Origin of the sequence: Pseudonocardia kunmingensis, assembly GCF_006716445.1 — a bacterium.
GTDB lineage: Bacteria > Actinomycetota > Actinomycetes > Mycobacteriales > Pseudonocardiaceae > Pseudonocardia > Pseudonocardia kunmingensis.
In genome coordinates, this window is record NZ_VFPA01000008.1 from 76,172 (window position 1) to 91,154 (window position 14,983).

Annotated in this window: 17 protein-coding genes; 9 read left to right on the forward strand and 8 right to left on the reverse strand. The window is 71.9% G+C overall.

Annotated elements, in window-relative coordinates; all coding sequences use genetic code 11:
• Positions 1-56 precede the first annotated feature (56 nt).
• Entirely contained in the window at positions 57-917 is an 861-nt protein-coding gene (locus FB558_RS40945; RefSeq protein WP_142064618.1) for a hydroxymethylglutaryl-CoA lyase, read from the reverse strand.
• The gene (locus FB558_RS40950) at positions 917-2,152 is read right to left on the reverse strand and encodes a CaiB/BaiF CoA transferase family protein (protein ID WP_142064621.1); all 1,236 of its coding nucleotides are present in this window, start codon (positions 2,150-2,152) and stop codon (positions 917-919) included. Before FB558_RS40950 ends, FB558_RS40945 begins: the two co-directional genes overlap by 1 nt.
• A gap of 291 nt (positions 2,153-2,443) precedes the next feature.
• Between FB558_RS40950 and FB558_RS40955 the strand changes: the two genes are divergently transcribed.
• Complete coding sequence (locus tag FB558_RS40955; RefSeq protein WP_142064624.1) at positions 2,444-2,638, forward strand: hypothetical protein; 195 nt, start codon at positions 2,444-2,446, stop codon at positions 2,636-2,638.
• A 63-nt stretch (positions 2,639-2,701) separates the two neighbouring features.
• Here FB558_RS40955 and FB558_RS40960 read toward each other — a convergent pair whose 3' ends face one another.
• A complete protein-coding gene (locus FB558_RS40960; RefSeq protein WP_342787751.1) occupies positions 2,702-3,259 on the reverse strand; it encodes a flavin reductase family protein in 558 nt (185 codons plus the stop codon).
• 99 nt (positions 3,260-3,358) lie between these two features.
• On the opposite strand from FB558_RS40960, the gene FB558_RS40965 reads away from it, so the two are divergent.
• From FB558_RS40965 to FB558_RS41000, 8 genes are read left to right on the forward strand one after another with little or no spacing between them, the layout of a single operon-like run.
• Entirely contained in the window at positions 3,359-4,057 is a 699-nt protein-coding gene (locus FB558_RS40965; protein ID WP_142064627.1) for a GntR family transcriptional regulator, read from the forward strand.
• Between the two features lie 51 nt (positions 4,058-4,108).
• Positions 4,109-4,690, forward strand: a complete 582-nt coding sequence (locus tag FB558_RS40970; RefSeq protein WP_142064630.1) for an isochorismatase family protein — start codon at positions 4,109-4,111, stop codon at positions 4,688-4,690.
• Positions 4,691-4,695: 5 nt separating this feature from the next.
• The gene (locus tag FB558_RS40975) at positions 4,696-5,934 is read left to right on the forward strand and encodes a 3-isopropylmalate dehydratase large subunit (RefSeq protein WP_142065095.1); all 1,239 of its coding nucleotides are present in this window, start codon (positions 4,696-4,698) and stop codon (positions 5,932-5,934) included.
• A gap of 33 nt (positions 5,935-5,967) precedes the next feature.
• The gene (locus FB558_RS40980; RefSeq protein ID WP_142064633.1) at positions 5,968-6,477 is read left to right on the forward strand and encodes a 3-isopropylmalate dehydratase small subunit; all 510 of its coding nucleotides are present in this window, start codon (positions 5,968-5,970) and stop codon (positions 6,475-6,477) included.
• Positions 6,470-7,342 (forward strand): isocitrate lyase/PEP mutase family protein, encoded by an 873-nt coding sequence (locus FB558_RS40985; protein WP_142064635.1) that lies wholly within the window; start codon positions 6,470-6,472, stop codon positions 7,340-7,342. The genes FB558_RS40980 and FB558_RS40985 overlap by 8 nt, the downstream gene beginning before the upstream one ends.
• Positions 7,343-7,372: 30 nt before the next feature.
• On the forward strand, positions 7,373-8,515 hold the full coding sequence (locus tag FB558_RS40990; RefSeq protein ID WP_142064638.1) for an LLM class flavin-dependent oxidoreductase: 1,143 nt from the start codon (positions 7,373-7,375) through the stop codon (positions 8,513-8,515).
• Positions 8,512-9,258: an SDR family NAD(P)-dependent oxidoreductase gene (locus FB558_RS40995; protein WP_142064641.1), complete on the forward strand. Its 747-nt coding sequence runs from the start codon at positions 8,512-8,514 to the stop codon at positions 9,256-9,258. Before FB558_RS40990 ends, FB558_RS40995 begins: the two co-directional genes overlap by 4 nt.
• A 2-nt stretch (positions 9,259-9,260) precedes the next feature.
• A complete protein-coding gene (locus FB558_RS41000; RefSeq protein WP_142064644.1) occupies positions 9,261-10,553 on the forward strand; it encodes an SLC13 family permease in 1,293 nt (430 codons plus the stop codon).
• Between the two features lie 193 nt (positions 10,554-10,746).
• Here FB558_RS41000 and FB558_RS41005 read toward each other — a convergent pair whose 3' ends face one another.
• The 5 genes from FB558_RS41005 to FB558_RS41025 form a co-directional block, all read right to left on the reverse strand.
• On the reverse strand, positions 10,747-11,169 hold the full coding sequence (locus tag FB558_RS41005; RefSeq protein WP_142064647.1) for an STAS domain-containing protein: 423 nt from the start codon (positions 11,167-11,169) through the stop codon (positions 10,747-10,749).
• Positions 11,170-11,257: 88 nt separating this feature from the next.
• Positions 11,258-11,923, reverse strand: coding sequence for a DUF6292 family protein (locus tag FB558_RS41010; protein ID WP_142064649.1), 666 nt, complete (start codon positions 11,921-11,923; stop codon positions 11,258-11,260).
• A complete protein-coding gene (locus FB558_RS41015; RefSeq protein WP_142064651.1) occupies positions 11,913-12,344 on the reverse strand; it encodes a hypothetical protein in 432 nt (143 codons plus the stop codon). The genes FB558_RS41010 and FB558_RS41015 overlap by 11 nt, the downstream gene beginning before the upstream one ends.
• An 836-nt stretch (positions 12,345-13,180) precedes the next feature.
• The gene (locus FB558_RS41020) at positions 13,181-13,837 is read right to left on the reverse strand and encodes a response regulator (RefSeq protein WP_142064654.1); all 657 of its coding nucleotides are present in this window, start codon (positions 13,835-13,837) and stop codon (positions 13,181-13,183) included.
• Entirely contained in the window at positions 13,834-14,955 is a 1,122-nt protein-coding gene (locus FB558_RS41025) for a sensor histidine kinase (RefSeq protein WP_142064657.1), read from the reverse strand. The genes FB558_RS41020 and FB558_RS41025 overlap by 4 nt, the downstream gene beginning before the upstream one ends.
• Positions 14,956-14,983 lie beyond the last annotated feature (28 nt).

Genomic DNA, 14,983 nt, shown 5'->3' on the forward strand with positions numbered 1-14,983 from the left:
CCGCGGCATCGCGGTACGGGGTGGAGCGCCGGGCCGTGCGGCGGCCCGGCGCGGGGTCAGCCGACGGGGTCGCCGCGGCGGAGGGCGTCCTCGACGACGGCGAGGGCCTCGGCGAGGAGGCCGACGTCGATGCCGGTGTCGACGCCCCGGTCGTGGAGGTGCTCGACGAGGGCCTCGGTGGCGAGGTTGCCGTGGGCGCCGGGCGCGAACGGGCAGCCGCCGTAGCCGCCGGTGGCGGCGTCGAAGCGGGTGATGCCGAGGTCCAGCGCCAGGTCCACGGTGCGCAGGGCCTGGCCCAGCGCGTCGTGCAGGTGCAGGCCGAGCACGGCCTGCGGCACGGCGTCCCGGACCGCGCCGACCGACCGCATCACGTGCTGCGGGTCGGCGGTTCCGAGGGTGTCGGCGAGTCCGAGCTCGGTGATGCCGATGCCGGCGTAGGCGCGCGCCACCTCGGCCAGCCGGGCCGGGGCGATCTCGCCGTCGAACGGGCACACGAACGCGGTCGAGACGCCGCCGGTGAACCGGACCTGCGGGTGCTCGTCGACGAGGCCGTCGAGGTCGGCCAGCGCGTCGGCGACGGTGCGACCGGCGTTGGCCCTGCTGTGGCCCTCTCCCGCCGACACGACGACGCAGACGTCGGTGATCCCGGCGGCGACCGCGCGGTGGACACCGCGGCGGTTGAGCGCGAGCGCGCTCCAGCGGACCCCTGCCGGGCGGGGCAGCGCGGCCACCAGCTCCTCCGCGCCGGCCATCTGCGGGACGCGCGCCGGGTTCACGAACGACGCCGCCTCGATCCGGGTGACCCCGGCCGCGACCAGCGCGTCGGCGATCCGCACCCGGTCGGGGACGGCGACGACGACCGGCTCGTCCTGCAGCCCGTCGCGCAGGACGACATCGGTGATCTCGACCGCGCTCATCAGATGACGCCCTTCTCGCGCAGGGCGGCGATCCGGTCGGCATCCAGGCCGAGCAGGCCGCCGAGCACGTCCTCGGTGTGCTCGCCCAGCTCGGGGCCGACCCACCGGACGTCCCCGGGTGCACCGGGCAGCCGCGGGACGACGCCGGGGAACCGGATCTCCTCCGGCTCGTGCTCGACGAAGACCTTGAGCGGACGCACCATGTCCCGGGCCCGGAAGTGCGGGTCCTCGGCGATGGCGGCGGCGTCGTAGACCGGGCCCACCGGCACCCCGGCCGCCCCGAGGATCTCGACGGCCGCCGGCGCGGTGTGCCGGCGGGTCCAGGCGCTGATCGCTCCGTCGAGCTCGTCCTCGCGCAGGTACCGGGCGTCGCCGTCGGCCAGGGTCGGATCGTCGCCGAGGTCCGGTCGTCCGACTGCGGTCATCAACCGGCCGAACACCCCGCTGGAGTTCCCCGCGATCATCACCGACTGGCCGTCCGAGGTCGGGTAGATGCCACTCGGCACCACTCCGGGGAGGTTCCCCGCGGTGCGCCGGCGGACCATGCCGTACGCGTCCATGTCCGGGACCAGCGACTCCATCGCCATGAACACCGACTCGTACAGCGCCACGTCGGCCACCCGCGGCCCGGTGTGCGGCCGCCCCTGCGCCCGCGCCAGCAGCAGCATCAGCGCACTGATCGCCCCGTAGAGCCCGGCCAGGGCGTCACCGATCGGGGCCGCGGGACGCACCGGCGGCCCGTCCGCGTGCCCGGTGACCTGCCGCAAGCCGGCGAACGCCTCGGCCACCCCGCCGAACCCGGCCCGGTCCTTGTACGGACCGGTCTGGCCGTAGCCGGAGATGCGCACCAGCACGACGTCGGGGTTGACGGCGTTCAGCTCGTCGGGCCCGAGGCCCCACCGCTCGAGGGTGCCCGGCCGGAAGTTCTCGATCACCACGTCGCACGAGCGGACGAGGTCCAGGGCGAGCCGGCGCCCCTCGTCCGCGCGCAGGTCGAGGGTGACCGACTTCTTGTTCCGCGCGATCGTCCGGAACATCATCGACGTGCTGCCCCGGGTCCGTCGCCAGCCCCGCAGCTCGTCGCCCACACCCGGCCGCTCGATCTTCACGACCTCGGCCCCGAAGTCGGCGAAGATCCGACTCGCGAACGGGGCGGCGATGAAGTTCCCGAGCTCCAGCACGCGGAAGCCGGTCAACGGGGGCTCGACCGGCGACGCGATCTCCGGGTGGGTCATCACTGACTCCTGGTCTTCTCAAAATATGAGCACTGCTGCTCAGCTTACGAGAGGACCGTACGGTCTGACCGGAGGTCGAATCAAGGCTCCTGTCGCAATCGGTGGAACTCCTTCGGGGCGCGCGGCCGGCGCACGCCGCGCGCCGCGCCCACGACCGGTCATGGGGTGCTGTCCCGCGCCAGGCCGCTTCGAGCCGGTAGAGCTCCTCGGATCCGGCTCGTTCGGCCACGGCAGCGAGCAGTAGCCGACGCGGGTCGACGTCCGCCGCCAGAGCGAGTTCCACGACCGCGCATGGCGAACGGCGCCATGTCGACGATGACGCTCGGCTCGATCGTGTTCCTGTTCGCCCGCGCGTTCGGCGTCGGGACGACCCTCGTGGCGGTCATGGGCGGCCTCGGCCCGTTCGTCACAGGCGTGATCAGCGATGTGACCGGCAGCTCCAGGATTCCGATCTACCTGTGGCCGGGCTGCTGGTGCTGTCGGTGACCCTGGCCGCGCTGAGCAGAGCTCCGGAGGCTCCCAGCTGTATGGCGTTGCAGCGCTCTCCGCTCAGGGGATGGCCCGGAACTCGACCGGCGCTCCCACGCCGCGGAAGCGGCTGCCGTGAAAGACGAGTGGTGACACGGCGGGATCCGACCGCAACCGGAGGATCCGCAGGAGAACGATCAGGTGGTCCCCGGCCTCGAGTTCCCGGTCGACCACGCTGTCCAGCCACGCCGCCGCTCCCGGCACGAAGACCGCACCGGCCGGATCCGCCACCCACTCGACACCAGCGAAACGATCGCCCGTCTTGCGGGAGAGGGACAGGCACGCCGACCCCTGATCGGCCCCGAGCACGGTCACCCCGAGCCGCCCGCTCCTACGGAGCCGCGGCCAGGTCGTGGAGCTCTTCTGTACGCATACCGACACGAGCGGAGGGTCGAGGGAGACCGATGTGAACGCACTCGCCGCCATGCCGTCCGGCCCTCTCTCACCGAGTGCGCAGACGGCGGTCACGCCGGTCGGGAAGCAACCAAAGGCGGTGCGGAGGCCACGGGAGTCGATCTGCTCCACCGCCTGCAGTTCCGAGGTGCGCTGGTCCTCGCCGTCGGCGATTCCGCCCATCATATTGTAGGACAATAACGTCGGGCGATTCGCGGGTCAAGATGTGACCGTTGTAGGGCAGGACGGTTGGGGGATCCCGCCCGACGCTGGGATGATCGCGCGATGAGCAAGTCACCCGGAACAGGTTCGGTGGTCGACCGCATCGCCGACGAGCTGCGGCGGCGGATCCGTCGGGGCGAGCTCGTCGGTGGGCAGCGGCTGATCGAGGCCGAGTGGACCCAGGAGCTCGGGGTCAGCCGTGGCCCGGTGCGCGAAGCGCTCGGCCGGTTGGCGAGCGAGGGTCTCGTCGTCATCGAGGCGAAGCGCGGCGCGGTGGTGCGGCGGCTTCTGGCCAAGGACATCGACGACCTGTACGAGGCGCGGGCGGCCATCGAGGGGCAGGCCGCGGCGGCGGCGGCGCGGCGCATCGACGAAGGGGGCCATCGGGCCGCACTCGAAGAGCTCATGGCCGAGCACGACGATTTCGTGGGCGGTGGCGAGTTCGGGCCCTACCTGGGTGTGAGCGTCCGCTTCCACGAGCTGGTACTGGAGATCGCGGACAACGAGATCCTCTCGCGGCTCGGCGGTCAGCTCCACGTGCTGGCCTACCACCTCCAAGCGACCCGGGTGTCCCGGGCGACGGGGCCGGTGCCGCACCTGTCGGTGTCGGGTTCCGCGGAGTGTCACCGCGAGATCGGCTCGGCGATCCTGCGTGGCGACGCCTATGCGGCGGAGCGCCTCATGCGTGAGCATCAGATGGCGACGCGGGACGGCATTCTCGCGGTCGACCGCGACAGCGCCGCGGAGCTCGGCAGGCGCTGACGAGCCGTCCGTCGTTGACGGGATCAGTGCCGGGCATTATTGTCCTACAACATGGTAAGGCAATCAACGGCGCTCGCCCTGGACCCATCGCGTACGGCCATCGTGTTGGTCGATCTTCAGAACGGGGTCGTCGGGATGCCCGTCGCCCCGCTGTCCGGCGACCAGGTCGTCGCCGCAGCAGCCACGCTGGCACGGCACTTCCGTGGCCTCGGGGCGCCGGTCGTCACGGTCACCGTCGCGTACCCCGCCGGCGAGGCGCCGCCGGTCGATGCGCCGCTCCCGCCGATGCCGGCGACCATGCCGCCGGGTTGGGACGAGGTCGTCCGCGGGCTCGCCGAGCCCCAGACCGACATCCGGGTCACCAAGTCCGGATGGGGGGCATTCGCAGGCACCGGGCTCGCCGAGACCCTGCGTGAGCGCGGTGTCGACACCGTGGTCGTTGCCGGGATCGCGACGAACTTCGGGGTCGAGCAGACCGTGCGCGAGGCCGTCGCCCACGGTTTCGCCGTCCTGGTGGCGTCCGACGCGACGTCGAGCGTGTCTGCCGAACACCACGAGTTCGCCCTCACCCGGGTCCTACCGATGATCAGCCGTATCCGCACCGTCGACGAACTCGTCAAGGCGTCCGCGTGACGGCGATGACCATGACCGAGAAGATCCTGGCCGGCCACGCCGGACGGGACTCGGTCCGTCCGGGCGACATCGTGGTGACGTCAGTCGACACCGTCGTGCCGCTCGACATGAACTTCTACGACTCGATGTGGGCCGAGCCGACGAAGGTCTTCGACCCGGACCGGATCGTCGTGATCTTCGATCACGTGGTGCCGGCTCCGAGCCGGCAGGTGGGTGAGGCGCTGGAGCGGGGCCGGGCCTTCGCCGCGAAGCACGGGATCACCCGCGTGCACGACGTCGGGCCGACGCAGGGGATCTGTCACCAGCTCATCGCCGACGTGCCGTACGCGATGCCGGGCGAGCTCCTGGTGTGCGTGGACAGTCACACCTGCAGCGGAGGGGCGCTCAACTGCGCGGCACGGGGGATCGGCGCCCCGGAGCTGATCTACACGATGGCGAAGGGCTACACCTGGTTCCAGGTCGGGGAGACGGTCCGTTACGAGCTGACCGGTGCGCTCGCTCCGCACGTGACGGCGAAGGACCTGTTCCTGCACCTCGCCGACCGCTACGGCGCACACGTCGGGCAGAACATGGAGTTCGGCGGCCCGTCGCTGGCGGACCTGACCCTGGATCAGCGTCGCACGCTGACCACGATGTGCGCCGAGGTGAGCGCGGAGTTCGCGATCGCCGAGCCGGACGAGGTGCTGCGAGAGCACCTCGAGGCACGCGGCCGCACCATGGACGGCGCCGTCCGACCGGATGCGGACGCGACGTACGCCGCCGTCCGCACCCTCGACCTGGCAGGCGTGGAACCCACGGTCGGGCTTCCCGGATCGGTCGTGCACAACACCGCAGGCGTCAGCAGCGTCCGCGGTACGCGGGTCAACCGCGCCTTCATCGGTTCGTGTGCCAACGGCACGATCGCCGACCTGCGCGAGGCGGCCGCGGTGCTCTCGGGCCGGAAGGTCTCGCCCGACGTGACGTTGTTCGTCACGCCCGGGTCGCAGGCCATCTACCGGCAGGCCGTGCACGAGGGCCTCGTCGCCACGCTCACCGACGCCGGGGCCGTCGTCACGGTGTCGTCGTGCGGCATGTGCGCGGGGTTCCAGAACTCGCTGGGGCCGACGGACGTGTGCATCGCCTCGAGCACCCGCAACTTCGCGGGGCGCATGGGCCATCCGGACGCGCAGATCTACCTGGCGTCCTCCGGCACGGTCGCCGCCTCCGCGGTGGTCGGTGCGATCGCCGACATCCGTGACTTCTAGAGCGACTTCCAGAGCGAGTTCCAGGAGGGACACATGGACGTCTCGGGACGGGTCTGGTGCTTCGGTGACGACATCAACACCGACCTCATCCAGCCGATGCACACCGTGTTCAAGCCGCTGACCGAGCAGCACCGCTACGTCTTCGAGGCGAACCGCCCCGGGTGGGTCGACCTCGTCGAGCCGGGCGACGTGATCGTCGCGGGCCGCAACTTCGGCACCGGCTCGAGCCGACCCGCAGCCAAGCTCCTGGTCGACCTGGGGATCGGCGCGCTCGTCGCCGACTCGATCAATTGGCTGTTCTTCCGCAACTGCGTGAACTTCGCGCTGCCGGCGCTGGGCTGCCCCGGAGTGCGGGCGATGTTCGCCGAGGGACAGCACGCCCGACTGGACCTGGCTGCCGGGCTGGTCGAGAACACCGACACCGGGCAGACGCGGCACGGGACGCCGTGGACCCCGGAGCTGCTGGACATCGTGGCGGCGGGAGGGCTGCTGAAGCAGCTCGAACGGGACGGGCTGCTCGTCGCCGGGAGCTCCGATGGGTGAGCCGGTCACTGACCTCCGCGCGCTCGTCGAGCGGGGCCCGGTCCTCGTGCCGGCCTGCTACGACGGCATCTCGGCCGCGGTGCTGGAGCAGGCGGGCTTCGCGGCGCTGGGTGTCTCCGGTGCCGGGCTGGCCATGAGCCGGCTCGGCGTCCCCGATCTCGGGCTGCTGACGCTGACCGAACTGGTCGACGCCGTCCGCCCGATCGTCCGGCGGGCCGCCGTGCCGGTCCTGGTCGACGCGGACACCGGGTTCGGCGGGCCGCTCAACGTGCTGCGCACCGTCGAGGAGCTCGTCGGGGCCGGAGTCGCGGCCATCCAGCTCGAGGATCAGGTCGCATCCAAGCGGTGCGGCCACCTCACCGGCAAGGCCGTCGTGGGGGCCGACGAGTTCGTCGAGCGCATCGCCGCCGCGGTCCTCGGCCGCGGTGATGCCGACACGATGATCGTCGCTCGGACCGACGCGCTGGCCGTGCACGGGATCGACGAGGCCCTCGCCCGGGGACGGCAGGCCGTTGCGGCGGGCGCGGACCTCGTGTTCGTCGAGGCACCGACGTCACTCGAGGAGGTCGAGCGGATCGGGGCGGAGTTCCGTGGCCGCGCCCTCTACAACCTCGCCACGGGCGGCCGCAGCCCCGCCCTTCCGGTGGATCGCCTCGGCGAGCTGGGCTACGGGCTCGTGGTCTGTCCGACCGTCGCCCTCTATCCCACGGTGCACGCGCTGCGCAGCGCCGCGGCCGCACTACACCGGACGGGCACCGACGCCCACCTGCACGAGCTCGACCTGTCCCCGGCCGAGCTGTTCGACGTGGTCGGGCAGACCGGCTGGCTGGACCTCGACGAGCGGATCGCCCGCGCATCCCACTGACACAGCCCACCGACACCCACAGGAGATCCGATGACGTACCTCCCGACCGTGCCGCGAACGACCGCGGGTCCGTTGTTCGCCGACACCGGTCTCAAACTCGGGGTCTTCGGCCTGAACGTCACCTCGGCCGGAGCCGTCACCGCGTCGCCCGAACGGCACGAGATCGACTGGGACCAGAACGTCCGGCTGGTCCAGCTGGCCGAGGAAGCCGGTTTCGAGGCTGCTATCCCCTTTTCCCGTTGGCGCGGGTTCGAGGGACGCACCGATCCGTGGGGGCGCAGCTTCGACCCCTACACCTGGGCCGCCGCCCTGGCCGCGCTGACCAGCCGCATCACCCTGTTCGCCACCTCGCACTGCCTGACCGTGTCCCCGGTGATGGCCGCGAAGCAGATCGCCACGATCGACGCCATCTCCGGCGGCCGGGTCGGCCTCAACGTCGTCGCCGGCTGGTTCGCCAAGGAGCTGCGGATGTTCGGGGTCGAGGCGCTCGACCACGAGGCCCGGTACGGATACTCCGAGGAGTGGCTCCAGGTCGTCCTGCGCCTGTGGGAGGGCGGCGAGGACTTCGATTTCCACGGGCAGTGGCTGACCGTCGAGAACGGCGTCAGCCGGCCCGGGCCCGTTCAGCGGCCGCATCCACCGATCATGAACGCCGCCTTCTCCGCACGCGGGCACCAGCTCGCCGCCCGGTACGCCGACCTGTCGTTCGTCTCGGCGCTCGACGCGGCCTCCGCCGGGAGAAAGGTCCGGGAGATCCGCGAGGTGGCCGCCGGGTTCGGCCGCGAACAGTCGGTCTGGATCGCCGCGAGCGTCGTGTGTGCCGAGACCGACCGCGAGGCCCGGGCTCTCGTCGAACGCTGGTCGGAGACCGACCTCGACGACGTCGCGGTGCGCAACGCGATCGAGTGGACCATGGGCGGGGCGCGGATGCCGCAGGAGCAGCACCGGCAGCTCACCAAGGCCGTCGCGTCGACCATGGCCGGCTACCCGCTGGTCGGCACCCCGGCGAGAATCGCCGAACAGCTGGCCGAGCTGCACGCGGCCGGGATCGACGGGGTGGCACTGACCTGGATGAACTACGAGGCCGGGATCCCCCGGTTCATCGACGAGGTCCTGCCGATCCTGGAACGCGAGGGTGTCCGCCGGCCGGTAGCGGCGGCGAGCGCGCGATGACCGGACGCTTCCTGGGCAAGGCCGCGGTGGTCACCGGGGCGTCCGGCGATCTCGGGCGGCTGCTCTGCGAGGCCCTTCTCGACGAGGGCTCCTCGGTCGTCGGGATCGACGTCGACGCCGCGCGGGGCGAGCAGATGCAGGCACAGGCCCGCGAAGCGGGTCGCGATCTCACCTTCCGGCAGGTCGACATCGCGGATGCCGATGCCGTTGCGGCCTTCGGGCGGGGCAGCAGCCCGGTCGACATCCTGGTGAACGCGGCGGGCGTGATCTCCTACGCCCGTATCGGGGAGACCAGCGCCGAGGAGTGGGACCGGGTCCTGGGAATCAACGTGCGCGGGGCGTTCCTCGTCACGAAAGCCCTCGAGCCGGTCCTCCGCGAGGGCGGCTCGGTGATCAACATCGCGTCCGCGGCAGCGCTGAGGGCCGGGGCCGGCTGGTCGGCCTACAGCGTGTCCAAGGCAGGCCTGGTCGCGTTCACCAAGGTCGCCGCCGCCGAGCTCGCTCCCCGGGCGCGTGTCAACGTGGTGTGCCCGGGCGCCCTGGACACCCGGATGCCGCACCGGCTGCTCGACGGGCACCCGGCCAAGGACGCGGTCCTGGAGCAGATGGCCCAGGCCTCGATGCTGGGCCGGCTCGGTGAGGCGCAGGAGGTCGTGCCGCTCTGCCTGTTCCTGGCCAGTGCCGAGGCCGGTCTCGTCACCGGTGCGACGATCGCCGTCGACGGCGGCATGACGGCCTGGTGACCATGGCCGTCACCGCCCTCACCTCGATCACGGTTCTCGCGCTCGTCATCGTCCTCGCGACGGTCAGCCCGGTGAACCTGGGAGCCCTCGCCTTCGTCGCCGCCTTCGTCGTCGGCGGGATCATGGGTGGGGAACCCACGCGGGACGTGCTCGGTGACTTTCCCGCGGACATGTTCGTCATGCTGGTCGGGATCACCTACCTGTTCGGGATCGCCCGCAGCAACGGGACCGTGGACCGGGTGATCGAGCGGACCTTCCGCGCGGTGCGCGGACGGGCTGCTGCTCTCCCGTGGGTCTTCTTCGGGCTGTCCACCGTGCTCTGCGGCATCGGGGGGAACCCCGGCGCCGTCGCCGTGATCCTCCTGCCTGTCGGAATGGCGATCGCGTCGGCGCACGGTGTGCGGCCGCTGGTCGTGGCGATCACCATCGGTATGGGGGCGACGGCGGGCACGTTCTCCCCGTTGGGTGTTCTCGGTATCACCATCCGAGGTATCCAGACCGGTAACGGGCTGGCCTTCGACCCGATCCTCCTGTTCGTCGCGACCCTGGTCGCGGGGGTCGTGGCGGCCGGTGCGGCGACGGTGCTCATCGGGTCGGCCCGACCGGTGGCCGTTTCTCCCGATCCGGTCCCGGTCCAAGTCCGGCCCGGCGGGGGAGCGGGAACCGGACCGGCCTCGGACCCGAGACCGTGCGCCGGTCTCGGCATCGAGCGCAGCGTCACCCTCGCCGCCTTCGTCGTGCTGGTGGTCGGCGCGCTGCTGTTCGCCGTCGACATCGGCTTCCTCGCGCTGAGCCTCGCGGTCCTGCTCACGCTCGCCTACCCGGCCGCGGGGCGAGCGGCCGTCCGGGACGTGAGCTGGGGAGTCGTGCTGTTGCTGACCGGCATCGTCACCTATGTCGGCGTCCTCGAGCGCAACGGCACGATCGCCTGGGCGGGCGAAGCCGTGGCGTCGATCGAACCCGCACTGCTCGCGGCCCTGCTCGTCTGCCTGATCGGAGCGATCGTCTCGGCCTTCGCGTCGACGATGGGGATGCTGGTGGCGCTGGTGCCGATGACGGCTCCGCTGGTGCTGACCGGAGAGGTCAGCGCGGTCGGGCTGGTGATCGCACTCGGGATCTCCTCATCCCTGGTGGATGTCTCCCCGTTCTCCACATGCGGCGCACTCGCGATGGCGAACGCCGCGGAACCCGAACGCCGCAGTGTCTACCGGGGCCTTCTCGCGTTCGCCGCGTCGGTCGCCGTCATCGGCCCGCTCGGGAGCTGGGCGGTACTCGTGGCGACCGGATGGTTCTGAATCGAGGACCTGACCGACCGGCAGTGGCGGATCTCGGCGCCGCCGCTGCCGATCGGGAACGCCCTGGCCGACCTGCTCGCGTCGGCGGGCACGCCGCCTCGATCGCGCGGTTGGTGGAACCGGCGGACGGAGGGAGCGTGTTCGGGGGTCTGCCGCCCGCCGCCCCAGGCCGACGCGTGCCGTCGGGCGGGGGCTACCGGGCCGGGAGCGTCGTGGAGCACGGCCAGTGCGGGGTCGCCAGTCGGGCGAGGATCATCTCGGCGGAGGAGTCCGTCGGGAGCAGCTGATCCAGGCCGCTGAGGCGCAGTGGGCGGCGGACCGCGTGGTGGGGCGCGGCCAGGTGCACCTGTGTTCCGGTTGCGGTGGCCTGCTCGTGCAGTGCTCGCAGCGTGTCGAGCCCGCGGATGCCGAGGAAGCGCACGTCGGTGAGGTCGATCACGAGGTGGGGTGCCCGGAGTAGTTGCTGACCGGCCCGCGCGGCCAGCGCTCGGGCCGTCGTGACGTCCAGGTCTCCGTTGACCCGCATCAGCACCACCTCGGGTGTGGGGGAGTGCAGCCGCACCTCCAATTGATCGGGTTCCGGGGCGGCGACCGGCTGCGGCGCTGTTGTCAGCATGGTGTTCACCGGCGCCGGCGGTGATGCGTGGCTGCGACGTCGACGAGGTTCGACGGGGTGCTGCTGTGGTCATCCGTGGTCGTGCTGCTCACTGCAGTTGTCCCTTCCACCGCTTCTTGCTCTGCTCGGTCGTCCGGTCGGAGGTTCGCGCACGAGGTCGGCCGGGTCGGGCCGGCCGGTGGGGGTCGCTCGCAGGCGACGGCTGGGGAGGGGAGTCGGCGATGAGCCAGCGGCGCACCTCGGGGAGGGCGAAGCGGGTCAGGGTCGCGATGACCCGTGCTCGGCTGCGGGCGTGGCCGTAGTCGTTCGCGTCGGTCGGGTAGATCATCCCGGTGTCCCGGCCGGTGGCGAGCTCGGCGACGAACTCGGCGACCGCTTCCGGGTGGGGCACCGGGTCCGGGTGCAGGTAGCGCCGGTCGGCGATCCAGCCGCGCGGAGGGCCGCAGCGGCGTCCGGCAGCGGGTGCGTCGGCGGTGGCGGTGCAGTGGTGCAGCAGCGCCGACCAGCCCGAGGTTTCGTGCCAGTGCAGCGTGACGAGCGACGACCAGCGCGGACAGCTGGTCGGCTCCAGGTGCAACGAACCGGCCAGCTGGTGGTCGTCGGGTGGGTCGATCCGGAGCCGGGACTCGGCGACGCCGCGGTCTTCCAGTTCACGGGCGACGGCCGACAGGTAGCCGATGACCAGCAGGTCATGGGTGAGCCATGGTTCGTCGCCGGGGGCGGTGATGCGGGCCCGGCCGTGGTCAGTGTCCACGCCGGCCTCCGGTGTCGCCGGCCATCGCGCGGTAGATCCTGAACAGGTCCGGCAGGGTCGCATCGTCGACGCCCTGGTCCGGGGGCGGCGGCATGTCGGGGTCGGGGTGGATGCGCAGCCACCCGAGCCGTGCCCGCAACCGGGTGGCTGCGTCGGCGAGCACTGCGCGCACGGCGCCGTCGCAGGGCTGCGCCTCGCTCAGGTCCACCAGCAGGAATCGGAGCCCGCCGATCAGCAGGGCGTCCACCCGCTCGCGCAACTCGGCGACGCTGCCGGGGCTCATCACGGTGCCGACCATCTCGATCACGGCGTGTTCGCGGTCGGGCCAGACCACGCGGATCGCCACCGGGCGCGGGCTTCCCCCGCCGGGCCGGAGCGCGGGCGCCGGGCGGGCTCGACCGAGTGGAGATGTCGTGGTCATGCGCTCCACCCCCGGGTCCTTGTGCGTGCATCGCGAGCCGCCGGCGGCCGTCGGTGAATCGGACACGATCCCCGAACTGCCGGGGGAGACATTTAGCCTCCTGATACTTCGTGGGCGCAACCCCTTCCCTTTATCAGGTTTGCTGCGACTTACCGGGTTCGCGTCGACAAGATCGGAAGTGGGGATCTTGCCGGCTGGGCGTTTGTCCCACGCGCTGAGATCTGAACCGGTCCGCAGCAGATCGCTATTGCGATCTCGGCGGAGCGCGGGGTACTCCTCTCAGTGAGTGAGAGGGGGCGGCAGTCGTCGTCGGCGGGCGGATGAGCCGACGGGGCGCCGAACGGTCGTACGTCGGGTGGGGCAGTGGCCGGGGTCGGCGGGAACGTCAGGACCAGCTCGTGGCCCTGAGCACTGCGGGCGGACCGTGATGAAGCCACCACGGACACGAGGGGGACATGTCGCCGCGAGGGCGACCCGATCGGAGGTCTGGGAGGCTGCAGGATGCTGCCGCCGGAATCGTGCGCAACTCCTCGGCGGGCTCGTGCGGGAGCCCGATCCCGTGCCCGTGCACCATTCCGATAATCTGTATGGTGTATGCCGGTGGTTCGTTTCGCGTTGGGGGAGCGCAGGACCCTGCGCACCAATCTGCACCTGGGCGAACAGGAAGTCGGGGCGTGTGTGCGTCGCCGCTGCACGGGCGGCGGGTCCGACGGCCGCCCGCCGATCAGGTCGGGCACGAGCAGCGCGACGGACCAGCCGTTGGACAGGCCGATCAGGACGCGGGACGAGCGCGGGGCCGGACCGGCCGGCGGGACGCGCGGTGCCCCCGCACGGCGTCAACGATCGATGGTCAGTCCTGCGCGCACCCCGAAGACGGCCAGTTGCGCGCGGGAGCGTGCGTGCAGCTTGGCCATCGCCCTGCTGACGTGCGTCCGCACGGTCGCAGGGCTCAGGAAGAGCTCCCTGGCGATGTCCTCGTTGGAGTAGCCGGTCGCCACCCAGGCGACGATCTCCCGCTCCCGATCGGTCAGCGAGTCGAGCCCACTGATGGATCCGGATTCCGTGCCGGGCTGGCTGAACAGCGACATGACCCGACGGGTGACCGACGGTGACAGCAGCGCCTGCCCCTCGGTGACCACGCGGATCGCCCGGACGAGCTCGGCGGGGGCGCTGTCCTTGAGCACGAAGCCGGCGGCCCCCGCCTGCAGCGCCTCGAACACGTACCGGTCGACTTCGAATGTCGTCACGATGATGACCCGGGTACTGGCGAGGGCGGGGTCGGCGGCGATCTGCCGCAGCGTCGTCAGGCCGTCCATGCCGGGCATCCGGACGTCCAGCAGCAGTACGTCCGGCCGCTCCCGGCGCAGCACCTGCAACGCTCCCTGCCCGCTGCCTGCCTCGGCGACCACCGCCATGTCGTCTTCGCGGTCGATCAGCACCCGCAGCCCCATGCGGACGAGGTCATGGTCGTCGGCCAGGGCGACGCGGATCACCGGTCGCCGCCGGGCAGCGGCATCCGCGCGGCAACGGCGAACCCGCCGCCTTCGTCGGGCCCGGCTCCGAATCGCCCGCCGACGGCCTCCACCCGGCTCCGCATCCCCGCCAACCCCCGACCTTCGGCGACCACGCCGTCCGCACCGCACCCCCGGTCGGTGACCCGCACCAGCACGTCGTCGCCGACCCGCGCTATCCGGACCTCGGCCGCCGTCGGCCCGGCATGCCGCAGCACGTTCGTCAACGATTCCTGCACGACGCGATACACCACCCCGTCGACCTCCTCGCCCAGCGTGAGTTCGTCCATCGTCAGATCCACGGCGAGTCCGCCCGCACGGACCTCCCTGATCAGTGCCTCGACATCCGCCAGTCCCGGTCCGCACTCCCGCGGATGGAACGTGTCGAGCGTGCCACGCAGCGCAGCCAAGGACCGGTCACTGGTCGCCTTGATCGCTTGCAGCGACGCGCGCGCCTGATCGGGCTGCTCGTCGAACACCAGCAGCGCGACACCGGCGTGCATGGCGACCAGCGCGAAGCCGTGTCCCGCGACGTCGTGCACCTCCCCTGCCAGCCGCACCCGTTCCTCCGCCGCGGCACGGGCGATGAGGTCGCGCCTGACCTGCGCCCGCGCGGCCGCACTGACGTGCACCAGCGCCCCGAGCGACCAGGGCAGCACGATCCACGCCGCCCACCCCGCCGCCAGCACCGCGGGCGCGTCCACCTCGTGGATCAGCCGGGGGAGCACCGACCCCGAGGCCACGATCGCTGCCACCGCGCACGCCCCGAGCGAGGTCCGCAGCTGGCGTTGCCGGGACACCTCGAACACGGCGATCACCATGCACAGCTGTACCGGTCCGTACGGGTACCCGGCCAGCAGGTACGCGCTGACGGCGGCCATCGCCCCGGCCAGCGCCCACACCGGCGCCGTCCGCCGCAGTCCCAGGGTGGCCAGCGCGGCCAGCACGACCAGCGCGAACGCGCCCGCGTCCGGGGTGCGCACCCGGTCGCCCTGCAACGCCGCGGCTGCGAGGGTGCCGAGGACCAGCACGACGGCGAACGCACCGGCCCACACGAGATCCACGCGTGGACCGAGCCGCCCGGTTCCGCGCTCGTCCATGCCCGACCTCCCATCGGCCGACCGGATC